Genomic DNA, 25,399 nt, shown 5'->3' with positions numbered 1-25,399 from the left:
GCAACTCCTTCGTTTTTTAACCTGTTACAGATGCAAATCCAGGAAGTTCTACGACATTATTCGCTAGATCCAGCAGCCTAGTACGTAATTCTGCTTTGCTCATTCCGCCGTGAAGGGCAATGATTTCTTCAATATGGTCAAAATAAATCTCAGATGATTTGCCTATGTAAATTTTCGGATAAACCTGCTTTTCATTAATTTCTTCATCCTTAAGCATTTCTTCAAAGAGCTTCTCGCCTGGGCGAATACCCGTGTACTCAATGCCGATTTCCTCGACAGAGTAGCCTGACATCCGAATAACGTTTTGTGCGAGATCGGTAATATTGACGGGATCCCCCATGTCTAGGACGAATATTTCGCCTCCCCTAGCAAGTGCCCCTGCTTGAATGACTAACCGTGAAGCCTCAGGAATGGTCATAAAATAGCGAACCATATCCGGATGGGTAACCGTCACGGGTCCACCCTTCTCGATTTGCTTTTTAAACAGCGGAATGACGCTGCCGCGGCTGCCAAGTACATTGCCGAATCTTACCGCCACAAATTTGGTGTTGCTGAATCGATCCATATGCTGAATAACCATTTCCGCTATTCTTTTTGTCGCACCCATGACACTGGTTGGATTAACCGCCTTATCGGTTGATACCATGACAAACGTATCCACGCGAGCTTGGCTGGCTGCTCTAGCCGCATTCAATGTTCCCATCACATTGTTTTTGAATGCTTCTTCCGGATTTCTCTCCATCAATGGAACATGCTTATGAGCTGCCGCATGATAAACAACCTGTGGACGATGAGTCTGCATGACTGCCAGCATTTTAGCAGCGTCTTGCATATCTGCAATTTCAGTCACAAACTCTATTTTCGTATGTCCGTATAGCTCGTTAAGCTCCATCTCAATCGAGTAGATGCTGTTTTCTCCATGCCCAAGCAAAATAAGCTTTTCCGGCAAAAATCTCGAAATCTGCCGGCATACCTCAGATCCAATCGAGCCTCCGGCACCAGTAACCATAACGACCTTTTGGGTGACATAACCCGAAATACTCTCAATATCCAGCTCTACGGGCTCGCGTCCCAATAAGTCCTCCACCTGAACATCACGAAATTGACTAACCGACACTCTGCCCGTAGCCAAATCCTCAAGCATCGGAATGATTTGCGTTTTCGCTTTTGTTTTGGCGCATTCGCTAAAAATCGTGTTGAGCTGTTTTTTGCTGAGCGATGGTATCGCAATTACGATATTGTTAATTTCATGGTCAAGCGCAACCTTCGCAATGCTTGCAACGCCGCCCATGACCGGTATGCCCATAATATCTAGATTATGCTTGTTCACATCGTCATCTATAAACGCAGTCGGCATTAGCTCTGTATCACTGTTACTGAGGAGCTGACGGGCAAGCATCGTTCCGGCAGAACCTGCGCCGACAATTAACGTACGCTTACGCAATCCGGCGTTTTTCTGATAGCTCCCGCGAAATATTCGCCAGCAAAGCCTCGATCCTCCGATAAGCAGCATATGAATCATCCACGTCACCGCCAGCAGTCGAAAGAACACATCCTGCATCACAATTTGCTGAATAATGGCTGCCGCAAAGATCGAGAAGGTTACCGCCTTTGTAATAATCAGAAGCTCCCCAACACTCGCGTATTCCCATGCCTTCTTATACAAATTGTAATAAAAGGAAAAGAAATGATGACTTAATAACAGAGTAATCGAGCTGATTACAATCGGTAGAGTCACCACATCAAGTGAAGCGCTAAGTAATAACCTGCTAAAAAAGATGGCGGTAAAAACGATAATGGAGTCGATCAAAATCAATAAAGACAATCTTTGCCGATAAGTCAAAATGAGTTCACCCTTTCTTCAGACCTATGAACTAAACGAGAAATGAATGTAAAAATAAGCTTAAGAGAATCACACTTAGTGCTGCGACACTCTTAGAGTGTTTAACTAAAAGGCTTTTTTGCAAAACCATTTAGTTAAAGACTCTAATATAGAGTCTTGGGGCATCAAACCCCGCCTCACACCACACTCTTGACGACTCGCGTCTAAGGTTTTTCGTAACCCACAGTATGGCCGAGTGCCTCCATTGATAACGGTGAGGAGACATTACCGAATGAAATTGTCTTTACAAACACTTAACGTGCTTTATAAAGAACAATAGTCCGTAAAAAAAGCGCTATCCGATTGATATCATCAAACGCTCTACTTATTTAGTATGACACCCAAAATATTGGCTTTCGCAAACAACAATGCACGTTTCGCTTCGATCGCATGCTCCTGCTGCGTCTTCTCCTGTTTCAAAAGCAAGAGCACGCCATCGCATTTGCTGACAAGCGCATTCGTATCCGGCACACCAAGTACCGGAGGGCAATCCAGCAGTACCATGTCGTAATGCTCAGCAGCAAACGACATGACATCTACCATCAGCTGAGAATCAAGTAGTTCTGTCGAATTATAGAGTCGCTGCCCGTTAGGCAAAATATCGAGACCCTCGACCTCCGTATTATAAATCGCTTCTCGAATTTCCAACTGTTGTCCTAAAACATTCGACAAGCCTGGCGAGGTTTGTACATTAAAGATTTTGTTGATAATCGGATTTCGGAAATTCGCATCGATAATGAGGACCCTATCGCCACGCTGTGCCATACATACGGCCAGATTAACGGCTGCTGTCGATTTCCCTTCGCCCTCTGAGGGAGAAGTGACAAGTAATGAACGCACTTTGCTGCCGCCGGCTGCATAATGAATGTTGTTGCGAATGGTTCGATACTGTTCAGAAATCATGCCGTGCGGATTGATATAGGCGAGCAAGCTTTTGTTCACATAAGACTTTGACACCTTTTGACGTTCACGAACCAATCGTCTCACCTCTTACTGAAATGCTTTTTTGTTTCTTCAATCGTCTGCTTGCATAATCTTTACGTTTGATTTTATTGACTTGACCAAGCATCGTCAGGCCAAGCAGCTCTTCCACTTCGCGTTCTGATTTGATAGAATCATCAAGTGAATCTAGCAGGAAGACTAAGCCTACGCTCAAAATCATGCCAAGCAAGAAAGCAATGTACACGATGCGATTGCTTTTCTCATTAATAGGGAAAGGATTTTCTTCTGCCGTCGTTAACAGGCGAATGCTCGTTATGCCGAGCACTTCCGACGCTACCTGCCTGTAGGTCTCTACTGCCGTATTCGCAATCTCGGCCGCAAGCCTTGGATCGCTATCCACAACAGAGACTACTGTAACTAGTGAGCCATCCACACTGTCGACTCTAATTTGGCTTCGTAATGCTGCTGCAGAAAGATTAAGACCTAACTTTTCAATCACCTTGTTCAAGACGATTGGCTCGCGAACCAATACCCTCACTGTACCCATCATATCCGAGGAGGCAGCCACTATAATCCGCGTGCTTGATAAATACATTGGCGTTTCAGGTCTTGAATTGAACAAGCCGGCAACGAATGTAAAAAGGATAGTGATCAGCACGACTATCCACAATCGTTTTTTTACTGTGAGGTATAACGATTTTAGATTAATTTCCTTGATCTTCAATTTTTCGTGATCATGATGCGATGTTTGCGAATCCTCTTGCCGTTTACCTTCCATTTGCACACCTGCTTACTATGTTTGTTATAAAGAACAATAACACAATTTTAGTTCTTTATATAGAACATGTCAATACACTTTCCCTACTTTTTATTCAGCGTCAGTTATCGATATGAAGAATAATAATATTTGATGATTTCTTTTTGTCGGCAGAATAGACACTAGTATCGGTTCTGCTTTCCTTCCACATATTTGAACGGATCAAGTCTTTTAAAGCTTGGAAATCACCCTTGCTCATACCTTCATCAACCGCATTTTTAATAATGACTTGCCATTCCTCATCTAACGTTTCATCCATATGAATCTTTGGTAAATGCTCTTCTCCAAGTAAATATTCAATGTTTGAATCCAAAGGAGCTGCTATTTTTGCCATTACCTGAAGAGATGGGTTATTCTGCATATTGCGTTCAATGTAGCTCAAGTAGGACTTGGATACGCCCGCTAGGTCAGCAAGCTTCGTGATCGAGTAGCCCTTTTTTTCCCGTAGACTTTTAATCCGTTCCCCTATCATAATATTCTCCTTCGGCCAGTTTAGATCTAAACGTAAAGCTTAACAAAAACAACACAAAACAAAGACGTTATAACAGACAATATGTATATTTTAGTTCTTTAATGAGAACAGGTCAATAGCATTCCATTTTTTTCTATGCAATGGAGCAGCAAAGATGTACAATTTTTGCAAAAGAAAACCCTATAATGATTCGCTGAAAGGACGATTACTTATAATAAATTCGATAAAATCAATGGAATGGATGGCGAAAAATAAAATCATCGATCAAGACCTGATGTTGGTTTTCAGTTCTATTTATTGAACGCACTTTTTGATCGTGGATTAGCCGTGTCTAGGCCACTCGGTTGGGGGATTAACGCTAATAGCGAAAAGGTATTGTTTACATCGTTTGATGGAGAAGCCGTTAAGAAAGTAAATAAAAAGAAAGTGTCCGATCTTGCACTCCTACTATCAAGCATTCATCAAACTCCGATGGAAGAACTCCAACATGTACAGCTTCCAAAGTATGACTTCATCGACTATTTTTATCCTACGATAAAGGAACATTCTGATCTATTTCATGCATTAACGCATTTTTTAAGTAAAACTCAGATCAATCAAGAACAACTTATTCAAGGTGATTTCCATTTAGCAAATATACTCGAGGATAATGGGAAGTATACCGTCATTGATTGGACCAATGGGCAGTTAGGGGACAATAGATATGATTTTGCGTGGTCGTTCGTTTTAAAGAGCATTTATGTGTCTGAGCAGAATACTTCTGCATTTCGTACTGCTTACCTAAACACAAATCCGATTTCGCAAAATGACGTTCAGCTTTTTGAAGCAATCGCTTGCCTCAGATGGATTTTGCTCAGCAGATATGGCAATGTGCCCAAAGCGCCTAATACCAATGATAGAGCGCTAAGCTTAATCACTAGAAATCCTTATCTACGAGAGCTGGAATTGTACGATTTTTCAACGATTTAGAAAATAAGAAACCGTTATTTATTCCATTATAAGAAAGTATATCAGCTGCTCCTACTTATCTTATATTTCTCCGTCAAAAATGCATCAATTTAAAAGAAAAGATCTCCACACTACGGCAAATAACCGTAATAGGAGATCTCTTTCGCTTATCCAATAAGAGAGATTAAACTTTTAAACTCAAGCTCTTCAAACTTCAGCAATACGCTTTCGCGTTTATATGCCCAGCAGCAGCCATCCAGCTCGGCCGATACAGGTACATCACAGCGAATGGTCGCTAAATCACGGGATAGATGAAGCATATCGAGATCCGCTTCAATTTTGATCCGGATCGTTTTGGATACCGCCTCCAAATTAGCAAGCAAACCCTCGATGGAGCCATGCTCCTGAATGAGCTTATGAGCCGTTTTCTCTCCGATACCCTTCACGCCAGGGTAATTGTCCGCTGTATCTCCCATAAGCCCTTTGATATCGATAATTTGAATAGGCGTAAGCTGACGTTCTTCCATTAACGTTTCTGGGGTATACACCATGTAGTTTCCGATGCCCTTCTTCATGATCGCAACCGATACCCGGTCGTCCACCAATTGAAGCATGTCATGGTCACCCGTCACAACAAAAATTTGCGCTTGATCCTTGAGTGCAGCAGCGAGCGTTCCGATGCAGTCATCCGCCTCATAACCTGCTATTCCAATGTTCGGAACATCGAAGCTGGCTACAACCTCTTTCACAAGATCAAACTGTGGAATTAAATCCTCCGGCGCAGACGGACGGTTAGACTTGTAACCATCATACTGCTCCGTTCGAAATGTCGTGCTTCCCATGTCCCAGCAACAAACGACATGCGTTGGATTAAAAGTGTTGATTGCATCCATGAAGTAACGAACAAAACCATGTACCGCATTAACAGGTACGCCAGCGCTTGTTTTACGAACGCTTCCTCCGAATGAAGTAGCGAAATAAGCCCGAAATAAAATAGCCATACCATCAACCAACAGTAAACGTTGTTCACTCATCGTTATAAAACCCCTCTCAAACATAAAAACTCTTATTTACATTTATTGCCCGCGAATAAATATTCCAATCCGCTTAGCAGCTTCCTTCAAACGTTCTTCGCTTTCAACCAGCGCTATTCGCACATAACCTTCACCCTCGGAGCCAAAAGCTTCCCCAGGCACGACGGCAACTCCTGTTCGGCGAAGCATTTCCTGGGAAATTCGCCTTGATGTCCACGGCTCATCCAGCGACCACTCCATAGGAGGCAGCTGCGCCCAAACGAACATCGTTGCCCTCGGTGCTGCAACTCTCCAGCCTTCTGCTTGAAGTGCATGTAGGAACGTATTTCGCCGCTGCTCATAAAGCTTGCCCGCCTTTGGCAACTCCACATTCGCTATTGCTTCCTGCAGCGCAACCATTCCTGCCTCTTGAATAGGGTCAAACACACCATAGTCAATATTAGCTTTCAGCTCACGAAGAGCGGCCACTGCCGCTTTATTTCCAGCCAAAAAACCGATTCTGCAGCCGGCCATGTTGAAGCTCTTGGACAAGGAATGAAATTCAACTGCTTGATCGATTGCACCTGGCACCTCAAGAATGCTTGGAGGCTCGCAGCCATCGAAGCCCATCTCAGAGTAAGCCAGATCATGAACGACCAATACACCGTGACGCTTAGCCTTTTCAAGCAGTCGCTCAAAAAAGGCGATGTCCGCTACAGCTGAGATCGGGTTGTTCGGATAATTGAGCAAAATAAACGTTGCTCGATCCCACTCCGAATCCGGTATCGCCTCCAGATCGGGCATAAATTCATTTTCCTCGCGCAGCGGCATCAATACGGCCTCCACTCCCGCAAGCGCTAAAGATGCAGCATAAATGGGATACCCCGGGTTCGGCAGCAATACCATATCGCCTGGATCACAAAGCGCCATGGCAAGATGGGCAAGCCCGTCTTGTGAGCCAAGCAGCGTTACGATCTCATCCCCTGCATCAAGCTCCACGTTAAAACGATGCTTCATCCATTTCGCTGCATGCTCTCGAAAAGGCAAGCCGCTTTTTATTGCTGGATATGCATACATATCACTGCGCAATGCCGCTTCGCTAAGCGCCTGTCTAACGGCAGCCGAAGGCGGCTGGTCTGGGTTTCCGATACCCAGATCTATAATATCGAGACCGCTCTCCATGGCTGATCGCTTCCAGGCAGAAACTTCTGCAAATATGGATGAGCCTAGCTGCGACAGCCTCTTGGAACGCCATTTGGTTTGAGACATTCGTCCATTCACCCTTTTCCATTGTTCCAAACTTGCTTGTATTGTTCTTCCTTATATCCAACAGTAACCTTCTTGCCATCGGTTACGATAGGCCGCTTAATCAACATGCCATTCGAAGCAAGAAGATCATATTTTTCATCTTCTGACATGGCAGCCAGCTTGTCCTTCAAGCCAAGCTCTCTATACACATCGCCAGAAGTATTAAAAAACTTCTTCAGCTCCAGACCGCTGTTCTTTACAAGTTCCTTCAGCTCCGCAGCTGTTGGCGTTTGCTCAACAATGTGCCTGGACGCTACGTCATTTCCTTTGTTTTGCAGCGATTTTAGCGCAGATCGGCATGTTCCGCATTTTGGATATTGAATAATTGTTAATTCATTTCGTGTCGTCATCGTGTTGAATCCTCCAATATACGGGTAACTATATCCTTTTCATTCCGATAGATTCCGTTCTAACCATTCAAGTTCTGGTGGCAAATCCGCACGCCATTCCATCCATTTTTTTGTAATCGGATGAGTAAATCCCAGTATCTCAGCGTGGAGTGCTTGACGACCGACTGCGGCTTCCCACTTCTCCTCCACATCTTGCTCCGTTCCATACATTTTGTCTCCAATAAGCGGACAGCCAATATGCTTCATATGAACGCGAATTTGATGCGTCCGTCCCGTTTCCAGCTTCAAGCGAACAGCCGCTGCAGCAGGCTTGTCCGATGAAGAGCTAAAATGCACAAGCGTCTCATAATGCGTAACGGAAGGATAACCCTCAGGCGTTACGATTCGAACATGCGGCTGATCAGGGTCGCGGTCAATCGGCGCATCTACCGTTCCAGAAGCTGGCACAGGGCATCCATAAACATAAGCGCGATATAGCTTCAAAATACCGTTTGCCTGCATTTGTTCCGAAAGCTGTTGATGCACATATGAGGTTTTTGCAATAGCGACAAGTCCAGAAGTTTCTTCATCAAGGCGATGTACGGGACGGAAGCGTACCCGCTCTCCCATTGCTTGCCAATGATAGACGATACCATTAGCAAGCGTACCTGTGTAATGACCATGGGTTGGATGGACGATCATGCCCGCAGGTTTATTTACAATGAGCAGATCCTCATCCTCGAATACGATTTGCACAGGAATGGGCTGAGGCAAAATATCTTCTGAAATTTCCCGCGCCATGCGAACGCGAATAACATCGCCGGCTGCAACGGGAGCAGTCGTATAGGCACGACTTTCATTGACAGTCAGTCCATGCTCCGTTTGCTTCACTTGAGACAACAGCTTACGCGATACGCCCAGCTGACGCTCTAGAACCCGCCGGACAGTCATCCCATGCTCGGCCTCGCTAACGATAGCAACTAACGGTCGGTAATATAATAATTCTAGTCTATCCATCATTTTTTCGGCTTCCGAAACACTTCAGCGCTGCGTACATACTCCGTATCCGGTACGCCTAGTTTCGCGTTTGCAACTCTAGCAGCGGCGAAGAAAAAGTCGGACAAACGATTCAAATAAATTTGCACCTCAGAATTAATTGGGTGCTCCGCTGCAAGTGTTACAACGCGGCGCTCTGCCCGGCGGCATACCGTTCGACATACGTGCAAAAGCGCGGAAACCGAGCTGCCTCCCGGCAAAATAAATCTCGTAATATCCGGTGCTTCGGCCGTATACTGATCAATCCAACCTTCCAGCCTTTCAGACGGCTCAGCCGTTATTTTTAATGGAGCTCCTGGGGCTGCGTATGCAAGATCTGAGCCGCAGTCAAACAACTCCTGTTGAATATCAACAAGCCAAGCAGCCATTTCTGCAAGCTCATCGTGTTTAGCTGATTCAGCCGCTGCTTGCCCTACAAAACAATTCAATTCATCAATGGTTCCATATGCCTCAACCCGAATATCATCCTTGCGCACGCGACCGCCAATTAAAGATGTCTGCCCGCTATCGCCTGTTCTTGTATATAGTTTCATCGGCCTTGCCTCCTTTTTTCATCCGCTCATCTGTATTCATGCAAACAGCAGGTCGGATACGCTCCTGACCTGCTGTTTTTAAAGGCGCTAGATTACCCTTCTTGCTTCAATCGATGAACGAAGCCGCCTATACGTTCAAGCGCCTCAGTCAGGTTCGTGACAGAAGTCGCATAGGAGCAGCGAAGATGGCCTTCGCCTCCTAGACCGAATACATCGCCGGGAACGGCTGCAACATTCGCTTCATCGAGCAGACGCTGTGCGAACTCTTCACTCGTTAAGCCTGTGGATACTATCGAAGGAAATGCATAAAATGCACCCTGAGGCTCATGGCAATCAAGTCCGATCTCTCTAAAACCTTTTACAACAAGACGTCTACGCTGATTGTAAGCCTCCACCATGCGGTCCTTCTCTTCCAAACCATGTTGAAGTGCTTCCAGCGCCGCATATTGTGCCATAATCGGAGCACACATGACCGTATACTGGTGAATTTTCAGCATTGCTGCAATAAGATCGGGATGACCGCAAGCATAACCCATCCGCCAGCCTGTCATCGCGAAGGCTTTCGAGAAGCCGCTCACGAGAATGGTCCGATCCTTCATCCCCGGCATCGCTGCAAAACTTACATGCTTCGAGCCGTAAGTAAGCTCCGCATAGATCTCATCAGAAATAACAATCAGATCATTCTCTTCCACTAGCTTGGCGATAGGCAGCCAATCCTCATAAGTCATGGTGCCGCCTGTTGGGTTGCTTGGATAACATAAAATAAGTACTTTGGATTTTGGCGTAATTACCGCTTGAAGCGACTCGGCCTTCAGCTTAAACTCATCCTTGGCGAACGTTTCAATGCCAACAGGCTTTCCTCCCGTGAGCGCTGTAATCGGTGAATAGGAAATATAACAAGGCTCAGGAATCAATATTTCATCGCCTGGCGCAATAAACGCACGAAGTGCAAGATCGATTGCTTCACTGCCGCCAACCGTTACTAAAATTTCGTTCGCAGGGTTATAAGGCACGGCAAATTGATCGTTTAAGTATTGCCCGATTGCTTCGCGCAGCTCAGGCATACCTGCGTTTGACGTGTATTGCGTTTTCCCCATTTCAAGCGCATATACAGCAGCTTCCCGGACATGCCATGGCGTAACAAAATCGGGTTCGCCTACTCCTAATGTTATAACATCCTTGCGCGTGCTGACTAAATCAAAAAACCGACGGATTCCCGACGGTTTGATGCCCCGAACGAGCGGGGACAAATAATCAGCCATCGATTGACGCTGCACAGGTGTGGTGGGTTGTTTCTCTTCATCTTTAATCATTGCCATCACCCTTTTTTCACGGCGAAACCATCAACCGATGATCACCTTCATGCTCCTCGAAGATAATGCCGTCTTGTTTGTATTTTTTCAAAATAAAAAATGTTTTTGTCGATAATACTGCGTCAATCGGCGATAGTTTATTCGATACAAAAGAGGCAACCTCTTTCAAGGTTTTTCCTTCAACCTCAACGAGCAAATCGTACGCGCCGGACATCAGGTAAACTGATTTTACTTCTGGATATAAATAAATGCGCTCGGCGATTCCTTCGAATCCGCGACCGCGTTCTGGTGTAATTTGTACCTCAATAAGTGCAGTTACCTTCTGGTCGTCAATCTTGCTCCAGTTTACGACTGTCGCATACTTTACGATAATATGGTCTTTCTCAAGCTCGGCGATTGCTTGCTTCACTTCCTCGGTCGTTACGGCTAGCATGGTTGCAATTAGATCAGCATCCCTACGCGCGTCTTCCTGCAGTAGTTCAAGCACTTTCATCTGTAATTCGGTCATAGTATTGCTCCTTCCAGTACAACTGCAATTATAAAGAATATTTTACAACTTTTTTGAATCTCGCGCAATCAAAGTGTAAAAGGCCGAAGCCTTTATATGGACGGCTTCAGCTCTTCTGACGGTGAAATATTAGCATGATATGTAAATACTGCTCAACCTTCCTTTTCCTTATAAAAACGAAAGACCCCTAAGGGGTCTTTACATGTAATGCGTTTGTGAGCCTTGTTGATATTGGCCGGACTGCTGCATTTGCGGCGTATACATCGTTTGGCTTTGTTGCTGCCCTAGATTTTGCTGCAAAAACTGGTTCGTTTTTTGCTTGGTTTGTTGATATTGCTTCGCTTGCTTGTCGAGCTCCTGACGAAGCGCAGGCGATGATGTATTATACATATTCGCTTGATTCATCGCATTAAACAGCTGACCTTGAAGAGCCAATGTGCTGTCTGTTAATTTCGTAAATAGCTGGCGAATATCAGGACAAGTGGACTCCGTTGCCGCTGTTACATATTCGCGAACGACTCTTTTTAAATCAGCAAGGATCGTACCGGCCAAATCTTCCTCAGTCAATATCGACTGCTTTTGTTGTTGCTGATGCATAATGACTGACCTCCTAAACATTTTTTTATTTCCTACTGAATTTCATTATTGCTGCGGCTGTGTCGGAGCCATTTGCTGATGGTGCGAGATGGCATGCAGCAAAGAATCGTAATGCTGCTGATGTGTTTGAATCATTTGAGAACATAAATTTACGAGCGCTGGCGTAGTACCCGTAGCAACAAGCGTTGCACATTGCTTAATTAATAAATCCTCGTTAGACATGGAGTCCGCAATGTACTCCAGCTCTTTCGCCGTCATTGGCTGAATCATATGGTCTTCCTCCTCTTAACTTGGTTCGAAAGCACTATTTGGTCCATTTGTTTCGTGCCTAACGTATTATGAGCTAATTTCCCTTTATTTATGTGCCTATATTTAAATCGAAATTGCCGGTATGAATCAATTGAAAATCCACCTCTATTTTTAACTGATCCGGCTTTGGAAGCCAATTCGTTCCCTTACATGCCTGTTGCCAAAATGCTTGATGGTAACGATACAAATGATGCTCCAGATGGAAAAACCCTATTTTCTTCGTGAGCCCTATGCGAAATGTATTCTCGATCTCCTGCTTGATCCGCGTTTCAATTGATGAGACAATTTCTTGTTCCTGCATGCTGCCATCCATTTCAGCTACATTTCCTTCCAGACGCACCTTTAACGCAAAATAAGGCTTGCCTTCTTTAAAGCTTGCCTGCAATCGGCTTTTGGAAGAAGTGATGGATATTGCCGATTTCCCTTGTTTCCCTTCCGCTTTCAACATAAAATGCTTGAATTCAGGATCAACCCATCTGAGCCCAGAAGCTTCCGTCTCCGTGAGATAACCAAGATATTGGTGATCTTTGAATACGAATATCCCTTCTATTAACTGAATTTGCAGCGCCTGTTTCTTCCGCTTCCAATATTCTTGATTAGCATTCAAAGCAGGGAGAGTGGTTAACATGGCCGGCTCATTCAGAGTCTGTACAGCTAACTGCATAGCATAAGGACGAATGAAGCTCCTTTGACTGTCGAGAGGACCCGGCATATACATAATACTGTTAAGCGGAGATTGATCGAAAAAGGTATCGCTTGTAAAAATCTTTTCAATTGGCGCTTTTGTTCCGAAAATCAAAGAAGTATACCGGGATGCCCGTTGACGATTCAGCCCATCCATAATATCATTGATTTTGATCATCGCCCTCTCCTGCACGATAACCGTTTTCAGATGCTCCAAGCTCAAAATCGTTTGTCCAGACCGAGCTAGATCATTTACCGCAAGCAATACGGTATCTCCCTCCCCTTTTCCGATCCAAACCGGGTTTGGATCAGGTTGAAGAGATTCGGTTTTCGCAATGAGCCCAAATTTAATCGTTTGTCCATAAATCTCGTAATGGCCATCTATATAATCGATGCCGAATGCTGAAATATAGCTCACATCCTGCAAATTGACCTCATCCCAGCAGCCCTGCAGCAGTGCTGACATGACCAAAATACAAATCAGTGCTATACCCTTCCGCCATAGGCGACACCATCCTTCAAACCATGCAGCAACCATCATTTATTCCTCCGTGTACTCTTAAGCTTCCACGGCATCTGTATAAGCGCTGGCAGAAGTTCCTTAAAGCGCAGCGGCGCAAGCGGATATAAGTAAGAACGCCCAAATGATTCAAGAGTGCACATGTAAATGAGAACAGCAAAACTTCCGATAAAAAACCCAAAAATGCCTAGTACAGAAGAAAAAATGAGGATAAGGTAGCGAATTAAGCTGACCGAACCAGTTAATGACTGATTAACGAGAGTAAAAGTTGATACGGCTGTGACCGCGGCCATCACAAGCATAGTCGGCGAAGTCATTCCCGCACGGATGGCTGCATCCCCTACAATCAGTCCACCTACGACCGACACCGTTTGGCCTACTGCTCTCGGGAGCCTTATCCCAGCTTCGCGAAACAGCTCGAACATCGTTAACATCAGAAACATCTCCATCGTAGCTGACAGCGGCAGGCCGATTCGTGACATCGTAATGGTGGCTAGCAGTGTAAACGGAATTTGGTCCGTATTGAAAGCCGACAGTGCTATCCAGAAGCCCGGCAAACAAATGGACAATATTAGTCCAACTAGACGTAGCAGTCGTTCTAATGAAACATAATAATACGGTAAATGTGCATCCTCCGGCGATTTGATCAGCAGCAACAGATTTCCTGGAGCAATGATTGCAGAAGGTGATCCGTCGACCATTATCGTTATCCTACCTCGCAGCAAGGATTGAACGACATAATCTGGTCGTCCTACATATTCAACAAGCGGAAACAAGGATAAGCGCCGGTCGGATAAAAGCTCCTCCAGTTGGCTTCCTCCGACTAGAGCGGGGATATCAATGTTATCTAATCTCCTTTTCGCTTCCTTTATAAGCTTGGCGTCAGCTTTGCCTTCCATATAAATTAATGCAACATCCGTCAAAGATTCGGTACCGATCTTGCGATATTCCACATGCATATCTGGTGTTTTTAGCCGCATGCGAACTAACGCAACATTCGTTGAAAGCTGCTCAACGAATCCATCGCGCGGTCCCCTGATCGATACTTCCATCGTCGATTCTTCCGGACTCCTGCCCGGTTGGTTAGCTATATCAAATTCGAATAACCCTTCTATTTTGGCAAACGATAAAATGACGCTGCCCGAAAAAAGACGCGAATATAAGTAGTTGCCATTGTCTCCCGGCTGGACTTTACTAAATAGCATGCTCGGTTTATGTTTTTCACCTTGCTCCGTAGCTAGTGTCGATCTGAATTGCTCAGCCCATTTCTCCAACAGTGGCAGCAAGCCTAATTGCAATTGTTGATTGTCGATTAATCCATCGCAATAAAATAAAACAACTTCCATTGGTCCATCTACATTGAGTGTAAGCTTATATTCAATGACATCATGACAGTCTTTCAAATTTTTCCTTAACTGATCTAGCGAAATATCATTTTGATCTGTCTCTCCATTCCATTCATCATGAATCATGACTGCTCTGCCTCCTCGGAACCGATAATGGCTGCTCTTTTCTGATCTCCTTGTTTTTTTCTAAGTAACGACACGACCCAAATGATTATCGTTAAGACGATAACGACAACGCCCGTGTACTGAAAAGATGTATGTAATACGGTCCTTACCTCAAGCATATTTTTGATGCCAGCGCCCGAGATGACTAAAATGATCGCGCCCAGTACAGTCGGTGAAACCCATTTCCATTTTAGACGTCGCAATGGCCAAAACTCAGATAAAATGTGAATCGAAATGGCTAACCGAATAAGTGCGCCAGACATCCACTGGAAAATAGCGAAAAAATCAACATGTTCAAAATAATTTCCGATGGAGACTAGTCTCCATTGCGAAAAAGCAGGATAACGCATTTTATCTGCTTCTACTGGTCCAAATTCTACAATCGCACCCATTACAGGGCCAAGTGTCAGTAAGGATAAGAACAGTACAAGCACGATGAAATGCCATCTTTTGAATTTTCCGTGAATATGATGCTGAATAAACATGAATCCAAAAATCTCGCATGACGAGGTTAACACATAATAAATGCCTTTCATGACTGGGCTCATCCCGTTCTCAAACAGCGGCAGCAAATAGTGATAATCTTTGTGTGGCATGTTCGCAGACATAACAAAATCTCCTAACAGCACAACAATTGGCAATAGTATGCAGCTTACATAAGCAATCGTTCGAAGCCCAGAGACCGATGCAAACATGCAAAGTCCTAGAAACACCGTACAAACGACGATGGAGGGTGTATTGGGCAAATAGGTTGTCGCAGTCCAAGAAGCTGTAATAATAAGCGATTCAAAAGCAATAAAAAACTGTATTAGCAGAAAAATGCTCATCATAATCCAAACCAAAAATCGCGGTAGGAGCTGCAATAACCATTGATCAAGCGGTGTTCCGTCCATACGCGTTATTATTCCATAAATAGTAAAAAACGCCCATGGAAGAACAATTACAAGACCAAAAATCACACAAAGCCATGCATCACGCTTAGCAGCATCAAGCAGTAAAGGCACTACGAGAACATGATTAACAAGCCCAACTGACAACACCATCATTAACATAGAGGGTAAAATACCAAATGGTTTCACTTTCATATTCTTGTCACTTCCTTCCAAAGATAATGTTTCCAGATCCACGCATCTAAATGCATCCTGCCATTCATTTATTTAAAAGATTCAAAAAAAACTATGCTTAAGCCCTTTATTGGCTTAAAGCATAGTCATCTTTCTTACGGGATATGAACCGTCTTCACATGATCAAAATGCAAGAAAACGGGGTTACCACTTACAGTCGCAAGCTCAATCATACTTTGATCGACGTTTTTCAGAACGCCGATTTTGTTTGAATTTTCGCCTAGATCAAGCACGACGAATTCACCGATTAATTTGCGCAGTTGCTGATCAAAAGTTCTTGCTAAGGTTAACGGGGATGGCTTGAGGGGGAATTGTTCTGGCGTTAACGTGTACGGAGTTACATTTGGATTATACGGAATTAAATATTTCATATGATGAAGTGATATGATTACCGTATGATAGACAGGAGAATAGAAGACAAAGAAATCATTCATAACCGTTGTCAAATAGCCATGAATGGATTGATTCCCTGTAATGTAAACTTCAGAGAACATACCTTTCGCGTTCATTAATATTTTGCGGTACGAGATGGGCTCGTTATAGGGCTCGAAGGGCATATCTGGTACCTCGTACACTTCAGTTTCTTCTTCTCGCGATGAGATGCGAAGCTGCTGCAGGTGAATAAGCGGTATATACAAAAATTGTGTTCCATTATGCAGCACTAATATATCTTGACCAAATTCGATCAATTTACCACGTATAGGCGCTGCTTTCCCTGAAATCTCCAATTCGACCTGCCGATCCAGCAGCGGATGACGGTTTTTCAAGCGATCAACCTCCTTTCATCCGGATAGATAGTATAATCGGGCAAAAGCTCTAACCTTTGCCCGATAGGCCAAATAATCTTATTTCACTGAACTACGTGTTGCATTACCTCTGCCGCCGCTGCGATTGCCTTGTGTTTTGTTTTTGTTGTTGTTTTTGTTGTCGCTTTTGTTTTTGTTGTCGTTTTTGTTGTCGCTTTTGTTTTCATTTTTGTTGTTGTTTTTATTTTCGTTTTTGTTATTGTTGTTTCCGCCAGATTGGTTGCCCGCTGCTTTAATTGATTTGATGTGGAAGTTTTGGATTTGCATAACTTCTCTACCGTTTACGAGCAAAACTGAGCTATTACCCGCTTGTGCAAGAAAACCTTCCACTTTCTCTGGTCCGCCTGAGTTAAGTTGGACAAAGGTTTGATTTAACGCACGAATGACTCCATTAAAATTGTTCGCATTAACAATCCCAAGATTGCGGCCACCGCTTCTGTTGCCGTTTCCACTTTTGTTGCCGCCGCTTGTATTTTTACCTCCCACTTCAGTAACACTCTTAACATGGCTGTTTGCAATATAAACGACACCTTCATTTGTGACTAATACAAGATAGTCGCTTTTTACGGAGTGAAGCTTGCCTTGAAGTGATTCTGGACCGCCGCGATTAACCTTTACATTTTTACCTACCAAGCTTTGAACAAAGTTACTATCATTGCTTCCGCTTTTGTGGTGATTATAATCATTTGAACCAGATTGACCAGTAGAATAACGATTGTTATACCATAGACTCATAAAAAAATCCCTCCGATAATTTCATAGTTTGTTGTCTGTAGCCTGTCTTCAAATACGTCCTGACGACCTATTCATTTTCAGCACATTGTTTTGGTGCTTCGCATCCCTCCTTCAATCATTCACTCCATTTATCATGAGATACGAAATGTAATATATTTATATGTATACCGTATGGTAGTGGTACTAGATTGCTATCTATTTATAAAAGATTGAGCAATTAACCTTTACGATAATAGAGTATATTCATAGGCTGTTGAACCATTTTGCTAAAAAATGGAGTTTGTATTTGGAGTTTGGGTACAGAAAGCAGTCCTTACTAAATAATCGTGACCATCTGGGCATTTGCTGAATACAGTAAAAAGATCAAAACGCCTATCGTATAACGGTAGGCTTTATCTTTTGCTTCGGGAGATGGTTAGATGGATACTGAAGTCTTGCCGACACGTTCCATACGCATAAATGCGTCTGATTTCCAAGAGATTCAAGGCGACGCTTGGGGGCGGTCCTTCAAGCCAGCACAGCTCGAGATGGAGGGACAAACCTATACTGCTGAGTTTGGCTTGCGGGGAGGACATACGCGTAATTATTCCAAAAAATCATATGAGGTTCGACTTGAAGGCGGCAAAACGCTTCATTGGAATGCAGAGTATGACGATCCGTCTATGATGCGGAACGCGCTTTCCTTTTACTTTTTTAATAAAATAGGAGTTCCATCACCTCAAACCAACCACTTCTGGCTCATTATAAATGACGTGCCTAGGGGCGTTTATTTGGAAATTGAAGCGGTTGATCGACTTTTTTTCGAAAAAAGAGGCATCGGCTACCGTTCACTTCTATATGCGGTCAACGACAGTGCCGACTTCAGCTTAACGGACCCCATCTCAAAGTATACAAAAGCTTCGTTATTTGATGGTTATGAACTGATGATGGGAAAGTCGGGGACAAAAAAAAGGTTGGTATCGTTCGTTCGAAATATAAATCGATTGTCTGGAAGTAAACTGAGCGTACACAATGCAAAGCGCCTTGATGTATCTCAATATTTATTATGGCTTGCCGGGGCTGTATTGACTGGAAATTACGATGGATTTGATCAAAACTATGCACTGTATGAGCATCGTACAAATGGAAAATATCGAATCATTCCGTGGGATTACGAGGGAACTTGGGGCAGAAATTGTTATGGGAAACCTTGTGGGAGCGATCTCGTCCGTCTTCAGGGCTACAATAAGCTAACGGAGAAGCTTTTTACTTTTCCTTCATGCAGACGGAAATATCGCGCCATCATAAAGAAGCTTCTATTATCCGCATTTACCGTCGAGAAGCTGGAGCCCGTTATCTCGCAAATGCATTCGCGACTATCACCAGCCATACGTAACGATTACACGCGTAAGGCAAGCTATGACACCTTTTTAACAGAACCATCCTTTATCCATAACTATATTCATGAGAGACGAACCCTATTGCAGCAATCACTAAGGGAGTGGGTTTAACCCGCTCCCTTAGGCTGTTTAAAAAATATCCATGCTCATATACCGCTCGCCTGTATCTGGCGCAATGCACAAAACTCGCTTCCCAGCACCAAGACGCTTCGCGATTTCCATCGCTGCCCATACCGAAGCACCTGAGGATGGACCTAGCAGCAATCCTTCTTGAGTCGCTAAAGCTCGCATCGTCGTTAGTGCATGCTCATCAGACACCTGAATGATTTCATCATATATGGATGTATTAAGAATAGCGGGAACGAAGCCTGGACTCGTACCGACAAGCTTATGCGGCCCTGGTATTCCCCCAGATAATACGGGCGACCCTTGCGGCTCAACTACCGCTACATACAAATGAGGGAGCACTTCTTTAAGCGCTTCACCTGTTCCGGTAATCGTGCCGCCTGTTCCAGCCGTAGCAACAAATGCGTCAAGCTTGCCGCCTGTTTGCTCGATAATTTCAACCGCAGTCGTCATTCGGTGAATTTGCGGATTGGCATGATTCTCGAATTGATTCGGAATGTAGCTGCCCGGACGCTCAGCGCGAAGCTCCTCTGCTTTGCGGATTGCTCCCGGCATTCGCTCAGCAGCAGGTGTTAGCACAACCTCTGCTCCGTATGCTTGCAGCAGTTTAATCCGCTCAGCGGTCATGTTGTCAGGCATAACCAATATCATTTTGTAGCCCCTAGCTGCTGCATTCATCGCCAGACCTATGCCTGTATTTCCGCTTGTTGGTTCAATAATCGTATCGCCAGGCTTAATCAATCCACGCTGCTCTGCATCATTAATGAGCGAGAAAGCTGCACGATCCTTTACGCTGCCGCTTGGGTTAAAGCGCTCCAGCTTAACGCATACTTCAGCGCTGCCTTCCGCTGGAAGACGATTTAACGTAACGACCGGTGTATTCCCAATCAATTGCGTAATGTCTGTCACTATTCTCGGCATTCTTTCACTTCCTTTCTAAATTAGGTTTGAACTTTCTGTTCTGTAAGAAAAGGCTTCATAAACCACCAACCGACAATCGGAAAGATGCCAACTGCAAATAAGAGCCAAGTAATCGCAACTGCAGAATGATTCAGCGGCAATACAATTAAATATGATGACAAGCCAATGACTCTGCCCGTTACTAATCCCGCTTCACGAAGAACAATAAACTCCTCTCGTTCCCGTGCGCTTTCCTCGGATTGACCAATCAGGTCAAATACTCTGGAGGTCATAGGAATAATATAAAGCGGCATAAACAATGATGTTCCGATACCGAACATGAGCAAGGTAGCATAAGTCACTTTCCAGAATAGCGGTAATATTACAATTCCAATCATGATAACTCCGATTAGCATCGCTAGCTTGCGATTGTTTTTTTTGAGTATTTTGCCAACAATCCAGAAGCTAAATAAAGCGACTAAAGAAGTAATGAGTGAAAAGGTTCCTAGTTTACTTTCGTTTTGTGTAGCAACGTATACCGTTAGGCCAACAAGAAACATAAAAACGCCTTCTCGCACGCCCTGCGCCGCAATGGCTGGAAACATGCGACGCCACGGATTCCCTTTTTGCATAAGCTGCTGCAAGCCATGCTTCCAATTATAGCTGCCTTGACCATGCCGCTTCTTGAGCCAAAAGCTGAGCACAACACTTATAGAAAATATGACTAAAGATAGGGAGAAAATAAGCCGGTAGCCCTTTTCCCCTTGCATCGACGTGATAAGTAAACCTGAAACCCATGGCGCCACGATACCTGCCGCAGAACCGAGCAGGCCCGACCAGCCGTTGAATCGATCCCGGTTATCTGGATCTGTGATCTCGAAATAAATAACATTATAAGCGATCCAAAAAAAACCGAGCGCCATCCCATTTAAAAGGCCAAGCGGCAAATAATACACTTTCGCTTGAGTGCCAAGCAGCAATACTGTGCAATAAAACACGCCTGACAAAATGATGCCAATGCGCAGACTATTCATTTTGTTATGCTCTTTCACCCATTTTCCGACAACCCAGAAGGTTAATCCACTCATTACATATTGACCCATAGTAAACCATCCGATCAACATGTAGGACTGGCTTGCTTTCCACAAATATACGGGAACAAACGTCCCGGACAGCGCATTTGCTATCCCGTAAAGCGCCTGAACAATGAGTAAAAGGGCTGCTTGTCCATTTAAGGTTTTTGCCAAAACGATTCCTCCTGCCGCAGGTTAGAACATGCTATCTCATGTCTAACCTTTTACGTATCAGAATTACGTTTTGTAAGGTTCCCTTATTGGATGCAACCCATGCCCGTCCATTATTACCAGTTCTCTGTTACTCTTCTGGCGTTAGACGATTGATCATTTGCTCGCGATCACCTGAACTCAGCAAGGACGAGGTGTGATAGCAAGCCGGACAAACGTAAAGTGTAAGTTTAAAAGGAGTTGGGAGAACCGCTTTCCCTAAAGATGGAGCGATTCTAGACTCAAATTGCTGCTCTACTAACGTCTGCGTACCTGCTTCTATCATATACGCCCGACATGACGGACATTCTGGCACTTCATCTTGATCATCGAGTACACGCTGAACAGTCTCTTCAACTGCAAATCGTGCACTGTCCGCATTACGAAAGCCGTCACCCTGCTCAAGCCAGCGCTTATGATTCGGATCATTGGAATCGTCTTCTTCCGCTTCTTCCTCTAGTTCATCCTCTGCCCAATCGTCTTGCTGTGATTCTGAACCGTGCTGCTTCGTAGCTCTACGTGCATCATTGATTTTTAGCGCTTGAACGGATCTTTCATGCTCATCAGCTTCTACTTCCTCTTCATCGTAACCTAGCTCTATCGTACGATAAGCACTTAATTCATTGTCGCAATGTGGACAATGCGACTCCGCTCCAATTTCTTCATCCCATACAATTTCAGTCAAACACCACGGACATATCAAATGCTCTTCCATTCTTTTAACTTCCCCTCTAATGATTCATTAAATAAACGATACCAAAAGCAAAAAACAAAACAGCGACAACCGCTAGTATTCTCCATAAATATTTCATATGGCTACACCCCGTTTAAATAATTACAGTTGCTCCAATAACGTAAGATAAAGATACAGAAATAATCATCGCAATAAGCCCTACCGCGCGGTTATCACGAGCAATTTCGTCGTCAATTCGAAATACAGGCGTTAGAAATTCAAATAAAAAATACGCTGCCATTAAAATGACGAATCCGAATGCACCCCAGATAAGGCTTTGATACACAGAGTCATTCGACTCGATGGAAAACCTGAAAATATTACAAATACCGAATATTTTACCGCTTGTCGCCATAGCAACAGCAACGTTTCCTTTTTTAATTTCACTCCAGCATTTATATTTGGCTACGAGCTCAAAACAGGATAAAAAAACGATGAGAGACAGCACCGCAACCGACACATAAACAAGTGAAGCAGCGTACGGATTGCTAAGCAACTGATCGACTTCATTACTCATTTAAAGACCCCTCCATCATCTGCCGTATTCGATTGCGCATTTGCTGTTTGCTATTTAAGCTCCACAACCGTCACGCCAACGCCGCCCTCGCCATAATTGCCTAGTCGAAAGCTCTTCGCATGGCTGTGTCTACGCAAATATTGCTGTATCCCTGTACGAAGCACACCCGTGCCTTTGCCATGAATAATAGCAACTTGAGCTAAGCCTGATAAAAAGGCCTCATCAAGAAAACGGTCAACCTCAAGAATCGCTTCTTCCAAATTTTCTCCTCGAAGATCAAGCTCCATCTTAATATTTTCTTCTCTAGAACGTTGCAAGCTGGCTGCTTGCTTCGGCTGTTGTGCCTTAGCTGCATTTCCTGAGCTTCGCAGCTCCAAATCATCCAGCGCAACCTTCATTTTCATAATACCCAGCTGAACCGTAGCATCGGAACCATGAACTTCCACAACCGTGCCTTTCTGATTCAAGCTATATACAGTTACTTCGTCGCCAACTTCGATCTTGGCCTGCTTCGTTGCTGTTTTTGAAGCTCCTCGTTTGGACTTCTGAAGTTCAGGAGCCGCTTCATCCAGCTTACGACGTGCCTCAATGAGCTTATGCTCCTTGACCGAGGCACCCTCCTCCATAGCAAGCTTTCTTAAATCAGCAATAATTTGCTCGGCCTCGCGTTTTGCTTTGACGACAGCTTCGCGCGCCTCGTCTTGTGCTTTTTGCAGCAGCTTTTCTTTCTGCTCTTCAAAGCGCAAACGCTCTGCCTCATGGCGTGCTCGCAGCGTCTCCATCTCCCGGCGGAGCGACTCTGCCGTTTGACGTTCAGTTTCAGCGCCTAACCGATTCTCTTCAAGTGATGCGATCATGTTTTCAACACGTTGATCCTCTTCGCTTACTTCTCCTCTTGCATGGTCGATGATCGAACGAGCAAGACCTAAGCGCTCAGCGATGGCAAATGCATTGCTTCGTCCAGGAACGCCTACAAGTAATCGATAGGTTGGGCTTAATGTTGCAACATCAAACTCCATGCTCGCATTAATTACTCCCTTGCGATTATATGCATATGCTTTCAGCTCGCTATAATGCGTCGTCGCTACAATGCGGCTATCCATCGCATGAACATGCTCCAATATGGCAATCGCAAGCGCGGAGCCTTCGGCCGGATCTGTCCCAGCACCAAGCTCATCAAGCAGCACTAAGCTCTTGGAAGTCATTGAGCCTAATATGCGAATGATGTTTTTGAGATGACTGGAGAACGTACTGAGGCTCTGCTCAATGCTTTGCTCATCGCCGATATCGGCGTAGATCGCATCATATACACATAACTGACTTCCATCCTCTGCAGGTACAAATAAACCCGACATCGCCATCAAACTGAGTAATCCAATTGTTTTTAGGGATACGGTTTTACCACCTGTATTCGGTCCAGTGACAATAATCGCCGTATATTGATTGCCGAGCTCTACATCAAGGGGAACGACTTGTTCTGCAGCAATTAACGGATGACGACCACGCTTCAGCTTCAGAAAGCCACGGTCATTCATACGAGGCAGTGTAGCCTTCATGCCATGAGCAAGACGAGCTTTTGCATAAGCAAAGTCAATTTGGCCGAGCAGATCCAAGTTATAAATAAGATCTTCAACATAATCGGATGCCAAAGCGGTAAGCTTCTGCAAAATTTTCTCAATCTCCCGCAGCTCGCCTGCCTTCAGCTCCCGAAGCTTATTGTTCATAGCGACAATAGCTTCGGGTTCGATAAACAACGTTGCGCCAGATCCCGACTGATCATGCACGATACCGCCAAAGTGAGAACGGTACTCTTGCTTGACTGGAATAACATATCTATCGTTACGTAGTGTAACGATGGAATCCTGCAGCATTTTTTGGACGGACGAAGAGCGAATCATTTGATCCATTTTCTCCCGAATTCGTGATTCGCCATTTCTAAGCTCTCGCCGAATAGAAGCTAATTCAGCACTTGCACTGTCCATAACCTCTGCTTGATCATCAATGCAATCAAATATCGCATCCTCTAGCGGCTTATGTTCACTTATTTGATCTGCAATTTGCTGCAGCATAGGAATTGGATTATCTTCATGTAACAGGCTAATATGCTTCTTTACTCGTCTTCCGCCCCGTGCGGTATTCGCAATATCCAGAAGCTCAGCCGGATTAAGAGTGCCGCCAATGCGAGCACGATGAAGAGGCGACGAAATGTCGACTATTCCGCCAAATGGCGCACTGCCTTTCAAGCGATCAGCTGTGTAGGCTTCATCGGTAATTTGCAACGAATGTTTTACCGATTCCAAATCAGAAACCGGTTGCAGCGACTCTGCAATGGTTTTCCCAAGCGATGTTGCTGCATGCTGGGACAATCTATGTATGATTTTAGGATATTCAAGTGTCTTCAAAATTTTAGTGTCCAACAATTAACACTCCTCTCGCCTTCTTATTATAGCCGAATCACGACTTTGATGCACGAACTGAACCATGGTTACATACATAAATGATGCTCAATTGGTCACAATATAAACGAACGAGCCGTCTAACGACGCAATTTTTGCAATACCGTACGGAAAGTAACAAAAAAGAACTGCGGACGTAGGCGTTTATAAGTTACATGACGAAACAAAAAGCTCCAAACACGTTTTCCATTTGTAAAACTTAAGGGAGGTTTATCCAATGTCTTTTTTGGGACATGTCGTCAGGTTTGTCGTAGCCGCGCTAGTGCTAATGCTTGTTGGGTTTATCGTTCCACAATTCAGTGTCGGCGGATTTTGGAGCGCATTCTTCCTAGCGCTTGTCATTGCTGCACTTGGTTGGGTAATTGAAGGCATATTCGGCAAGAGGGTCACACCCTTTGGCCGCGGAATCGTCGGCTTCATTGCGAGCGCAGCCGTCATCTGGATTGCCCAGTTTATCGTAGGCGGCGTGACTGTAACCTTGCTTGGCGCTATATTGGCTGCTCTTGTCATCGGGATCATCGACCTGTTCATACCGGTCAGCACTCCTTATGAAGCAGGTAGAAGCGATCGCAATTAAATGTAGGCTTCGTGCAATACA

General features: G+C 44.4%; 25 protein-coding genes and 1 pseudogene. 3 read left to right on the top strand and 23 right to left on the bottom strand.

The window, feature by feature from the left end; all coding sequences use genetic code 11:
- Positions 1–16 precede the first annotated feature (16 nt).
- The 4 genes from AC787_RS29355 to AC787_RS29340 all read right to left on the bottom strand — a co-directional run bounded on the left by AC787_RS29355 (position 17) and on the right by AC787_RS29340 (position 4,113).
- On the bottom strand, positions 17–1,843 hold the full coding sequence (locus AC787_RS29355; protein WP_054028506.1) for a polysaccharide biosynthesis protein: 1,827 nt from the start codon (positions 1,841–1,843) through the stop codon (positions 17–19).
- A gap of 360 nt (positions 1,844–2,203) precedes the next feature.
- Positions 2,204–2,860 (bottom strand): CpsD/CapB family tyrosine-protein kinase, encoded by a 657-nt coding sequence (locus AC787_RS29350; RefSeq protein WP_054028505.1) that lies wholly within the window; start codon positions 2,858–2,860, stop codon positions 2,204–2,206.
- A complete protein-coding gene (locus AC787_RS29345; protein WP_054028504.1) occupies positions 2,850–3,602 on the bottom strand; it encodes a YveK family protein in 753 nt (250 codons plus the stop codon). The genes AC787_RS29350 and AC787_RS29345 overlap by 11 nt, the downstream gene beginning before the upstream one ends.
- Positions 3,603–3,702: 100 nt before the next feature.
- Entirely contained in the window at positions 3,703–4,113 is a 411-nt protein-coding gene (locus AC787_RS29340) for a helix-turn-helix domain-containing protein (protein ID WP_054028503.1), read from the bottom strand.
- Positions 4,114–4,389: 276 nt separating this feature from the next.
- Between AC787_RS29340 and AC787_RS29335 the strand changes: the two are divergent.
- A pseudogene (locus tag AC787_RS29335) lies at positions 4,390–5,082 on the top strand (phosphotransferase); the annotation flags it as partial.
- 146 nt (positions 5,083–5,228) lie between these two features.
- On the opposite strand, the gene AC787_RS29330 reads toward AC787_RS29335, so the two are convergent.
- The 14 genes from AC787_RS29330 to AC787_RS29265 all read right to left on the bottom strand — a co-directional run bounded on the left by AC787_RS29330 (position 5,229) and on the right by AC787_RS29265 (position 17,407).
- Complete coding sequence (locus tag AC787_RS29330; RefSeq protein ID WP_054028501.1) at positions 5,229–6,095, bottom strand: 5'-3' exonuclease; 867 nt, start codon at positions 6,093–6,095, stop codon at positions 5,229–5,231.
- A 42-nt stretch (positions 6,096–6,137) separates the two neighbouring features.
- Complete coding sequence (locus tag AC787_RS29325; RefSeq protein WP_054028500.1) at positions 6,138–7,343, bottom strand: aminotransferase class I/II-fold pyridoxal phosphate-dependent enzyme; 1,206 nt, start codon at positions 7,341–7,343, stop codon at positions 6,138–6,140.
- An 8-nt stretch (positions 7,344–7,351) separates the two neighbouring features.
- Positions 7,352–7,732 (bottom strand): arsenate reductase family protein, encoded by a 381-nt coding sequence (locus tag AC787_RS29320; protein WP_054028499.1) that lies wholly within the window; start codon positions 7,730–7,732, stop codon positions 7,352–7,354.
- Between the two features lie 39 nt (positions 7,733–7,771).
- Positions 7,772–8,731 carry an RluA family pseudouridine synthase gene (locus AC787_RS29315; protein WP_235561154.1) on the bottom strand — a complete coding sequence of 320 codons (960 nt, stop codon included), beginning with the start codon at positions 8,729–8,731 and terminating at the stop codon, positions 7,772–7,774.
- Entirely contained in the window at positions 8,728–9,300 is a 573-nt protein-coding gene (locus AC787_RS29310; RefSeq protein ID WP_054028498.1) for a cob(I)yrinic acid a,c-diamide adenosyltransferase, read from the bottom strand. Before AC787_RS29310 ends, AC787_RS29315 begins: the two co-directional genes overlap by 4 nt.
- A 92-nt stretch (positions 9,301–9,392) precedes the next feature.
- Positions 9,393–10,613 carry an aminotransferase class I/II-fold pyridoxal phosphate-dependent enzyme gene (locus AC787_RS29305; RefSeq protein ID WP_054028497.1) on the bottom strand — a complete coding sequence of 407 codons (1,221 nt, stop codon included), beginning with the start codon at positions 10,611–10,613 and terminating at the stop codon, positions 9,393–9,395.
- A gap of 16 nt (positions 10,614–10,629) precedes the next feature.
- Positions 10,630–11,121, bottom strand: coding sequence for an Lrp/AsnC family transcriptional regulator (locus AC787_RS29300; protein WP_054028496.1), 492 nt, complete (start codon positions 11,119–11,121; stop codon positions 10,630–10,632).
- A 198-nt stretch (positions 11,122–11,319) separates the two neighbouring features.
- Positions 11,320–11,718: a spore coat protein gene (locus AC787_RS29295; protein ID WP_054028495.1), complete on the bottom strand. Its 399-nt coding sequence runs from the start codon at positions 11,716–11,718 to the stop codon at positions 11,320–11,322.
- A gap of 45 nt (positions 11,719–11,763) precedes the next feature.
- The gene (locus AC787_RS29290) at positions 11,764–11,988 is read right to left on the bottom strand and encodes a hypothetical protein (RefSeq protein WP_200930785.1); all 225 of its coding nucleotides are present in this window, start codon (positions 11,986–11,988) and stop codon (positions 11,764–11,766) included.
- A gap of 88 nt (positions 11,989–12,076) precedes the next feature.
- A complete protein-coding gene (locus tag AC787_RS29285) occupies positions 12,077–13,252 on the bottom strand; it encodes a Ger(x)C family spore germination protein (RefSeq protein ID WP_082361258.1) in 1,176 nt (391 codons plus the stop codon).
- On the bottom strand, positions 13,249–14,703 hold the full coding sequence (locus AC787_RS29280; protein WP_054028493.1) for a spore germination protein: 1,455 nt from the start codon (positions 14,701–14,703) through the stop codon (positions 13,249–13,251). The genes AC787_RS29285 and AC787_RS29280 overlap by 4 nt, the downstream gene beginning before the upstream one ends.
- Entirely contained in the window at positions 14,700–15,827 is a 1,128-nt protein-coding gene (locus AC787_RS29275; protein WP_063847733.1) for an endospore germination permease, read from the bottom strand. The genes AC787_RS29280 and AC787_RS29275 overlap by 4 nt, the downstream gene beginning before the upstream one ends.
- 134 nt (positions 15,828–15,961) lie before the next feature.
- Positions 15,962–16,633, bottom strand: coding sequence for a hypothetical protein (locus tag AC787_RS29270; protein WP_054028491.1), 672 nt, complete (start codon positions 16,631–16,633; stop codon positions 15,962–15,964).
- A 78-nt stretch (positions 16,634–16,711) separates the two neighbouring features.
- Complete coding sequence (locus tag AC787_RS29265; protein WP_054028490.1) at positions 16,712–17,407, bottom strand: DUF6897 domain-containing protein; 696 nt, start codon at positions 17,405–17,407, stop codon at positions 16,712–16,714.
- Positions 17,408–17,826: 419 nt separating this feature from the next.
- On the opposite strand from AC787_RS29265, the gene AC787_RS29260 reads away from it, so the two are divergent.
- Entirely contained in the window at positions 17,827–18,897 is a 1,071-nt protein-coding gene (locus AC787_RS29260) for a CotH kinase family protein (RefSeq protein WP_054028489.1), read from the top strand.
- Positions 18,898–18,915: 18 nt separating this feature from the next.
- On the opposite strand, the gene cysK is transcribed toward AC787_RS29260, so the two are convergent.
- From cysK to AC787_RS29235, 5 genes are all read right to left on the bottom strand, one after another.
- Positions 18,916–19,833 (bottom strand): cysteine synthase A, encoded by a 918-nt coding sequence (cysK, locus tag AC787_RS29255; protein WP_054028488.1) that lies wholly within the window; start codon positions 19,831–19,833, stop codon positions 18,916–18,918.
- Between the two features lie 20 nt (positions 19,834–19,853).
- A complete protein-coding gene (locus AC787_RS29250; RefSeq protein ID WP_054028487.1) occupies positions 19,854–21,059 on the bottom strand; it encodes an MFS transporter in 1,206 nt (401 codons plus the stop codon).
- 127 nt (positions 21,060–21,186) lie between these two features.
- Positions 21,187–21,810 (bottom strand): hypothetical protein, encoded by a 624-nt coding sequence (locus AC787_RS29245; protein ID WP_054028486.1) that lies wholly within the window; start codon positions 21,808–21,810, stop codon positions 21,187–21,189.
- A gap of 112 nt (positions 21,811–21,922) precedes the next feature.
- On the bottom strand, positions 21,923–22,345 hold the full coding sequence (locus AC787_RS29240; RefSeq protein ID WP_054028485.1) for a DUF350 domain-containing protein: 423 nt from the start codon (positions 22,343–22,345) through the stop codon (positions 21,923–21,925).
- 50 nt (positions 22,346–22,395) lie between these two features.
- Positions 22,396–24,762, bottom strand: a complete 2,367-nt coding sequence (locus tag AC787_RS29235; RefSeq protein ID WP_054028484.1) for an endonuclease MutS2 — start codon at positions 24,760–24,762, stop codon at positions 22,396–22,398.
- Positions 24,763–25,018: 256 nt separating this feature from the next.
- Between AC787_RS29235 and AC787_RS29230 the strand changes: the two genes are divergently transcribed.
- On the top strand, positions 25,019–25,378 hold the full coding sequence (locus AC787_RS29230; RefSeq protein WP_054028483.1) for a phage holin family protein: 360 nt from the start codon (positions 25,019–25,021) through the stop codon (positions 25,376–25,378).
- The last annotated feature ends 21 nt before the right edge of the window (positions 25,379–25,399 follow it).

Origin of the sequence: Bacillus sp. FJAT-28004 (genome assembly GCF_001280845.1) — a bacterium.
In the GTDB taxonomy this organism is placed as follows: domain Bacteria; phylum Bacillota; class Bacilli; order Paenibacillales; family Paenibacillaceae; genus Pristimantibacillus.
The sequence above is the reverse complement of the archived record's forward strand: the minus strand, read 5'-3'. Positions and strand labels throughout refer to the sequence as shown.

What these genes read in the sequence shown, in the direction of transcription:
- AC787_RS29320 (WP_054028499.1), bottom strand. Translation starts at nt 7,732, where the DNA reads ATGACGACACGAAATGAATTAACAATTATTCAATATCCAAAATGCGGA.
- AC787_RS29325 (WP_054028500.1), bottom strand. Translation starts at nt 7,343, where the DNA reads ATGTCTCAAACCAAATGGCGTTCCAAGAGGCTGTCGCAGCTAGGCTCA.
- AC787_RS29230 (WP_054028483.1), top strand. Translation starts at nt 25,019, where the DNA reads ATGTCTTTTTTGGGACATGTCGTCAGGTTTGTCGTAGCCGCGCTAGTG.
- AC787_RS29265 (WP_054028490.1), bottom strand. Translation starts at nt 17,407, where the DNA reads ATGAGTCTATGGTATAACAATCGTTATTCTACTGGTCAATCTGGTTCA.
- AC787_RS29290 (WP_200930785.1), bottom strand. Translation starts at nt 11,988, where the DNA reads ATGATTCAGCCAATGACGGCGAAAGAGCTGGAGTACATTGCGGACTCC.
- AC787_RS29245 (WP_054028486.1), bottom strand. Translation starts at nt 21,810, where the DNA reads ATGGAAGAGCATTTGATATGTCCGTGGTGTTTGACTGAAATTGTATGG.
- AC787_RS29260 (WP_054028489.1), top strand. Translation starts at nt 17,827, where the DNA reads ATGGATACTGAAGTCTTGCCGACACGTTCCATACGCATAAATGCGTCT.
- AC787_RS29240 (WP_054028485.1), bottom strand. Translation starts at nt 22,345, where the DNA reads ATGAGTAATGAAGTCGATCAGTTGCTTAGCAATCCGTACGCTGCTTCA.
- cysK (WP_054028488.1), bottom strand. Translation starts at nt 19,833, where the DNA reads ATGCCGAGAATAGTGACAGACATTACGCAATTGATTGGGAATACACCG.
- AC787_RS29305 (WP_054028497.1), bottom strand. Translation starts at nt 10,613, where the DNA reads ATGATTAAAGATGAAGAGAAACAACCCACCACACCTGTGCAGCGTCAA.
- AC787_RS29330 (WP_054028501.1), bottom strand. Translation starts at nt 6,095, where the DNA reads ATGAGTGAACAACGTTTACTGTTGGTTGATGGTATGGCTATTTTATTT.
- AC787_RS29280 (WP_054028493.1), bottom strand. Translation starts at nt 14,703, where the DNA reads ATGATTCATGATGAATGGAATGGAGAGACAGATCAAAATGATATTTCG.
- AC787_RS29275 (WP_063847733.1), bottom strand. Translation starts at nt 15,827, where the DNA reads ATGAAAGTGAAACCATTTGGTATTTTACCCTCTATGTTAATGATGGTG.
- AC787_RS29340 (WP_054028503.1), bottom strand. Translation starts at nt 4,113, where the DNA reads ATGATAGGGGAACGGATTAAAAGTCTACGGGAAAAAAAGGGCTACTCG.
- AC787_RS29295 (WP_054028495.1), bottom strand. Translation starts at nt 11,718, where the DNA reads ATGCATCAGCAACAACAAAAGCAGTCGATATTGACTGAGGAAGATTTG.
- AC787_RS29310 (WP_054028498.1), bottom strand. Translation starts at nt 9,300, where the DNA reads ATGAAACTATATACAAGAACAGGCGATAGCGGGCAGACATCTTTAATT.
- AC787_RS29315 (WP_235561154.1), bottom strand. Translation starts at nt 8,731, where the DNA reads ATGATGGATAGACTAGAATTATTATATTACCGACCGTTAGTTGCTATC.
- AC787_RS29300 (WP_054028496.1), bottom strand. Translation starts at nt 11,121, where the DNA reads ATGACCGAATTACAGATGAAAGTGCTTGAACTACTGCAGGAAGACGCG.
- AC787_RS29285 (WP_082361258.1), bottom strand. Translation starts at nt 13,252, where the DNA reads ATGATGGTTGCTGCATGGTTTGAAGGATGGTGTCGCCTATGGCGGAAG.
- AC787_RS29345 (WP_054028504.1), bottom strand. Translation starts at nt 3,602, where the DNA reads ATGGAAGGTAAACGGCAAGAGGATTCGCAAACATCGCATCATGATCAC.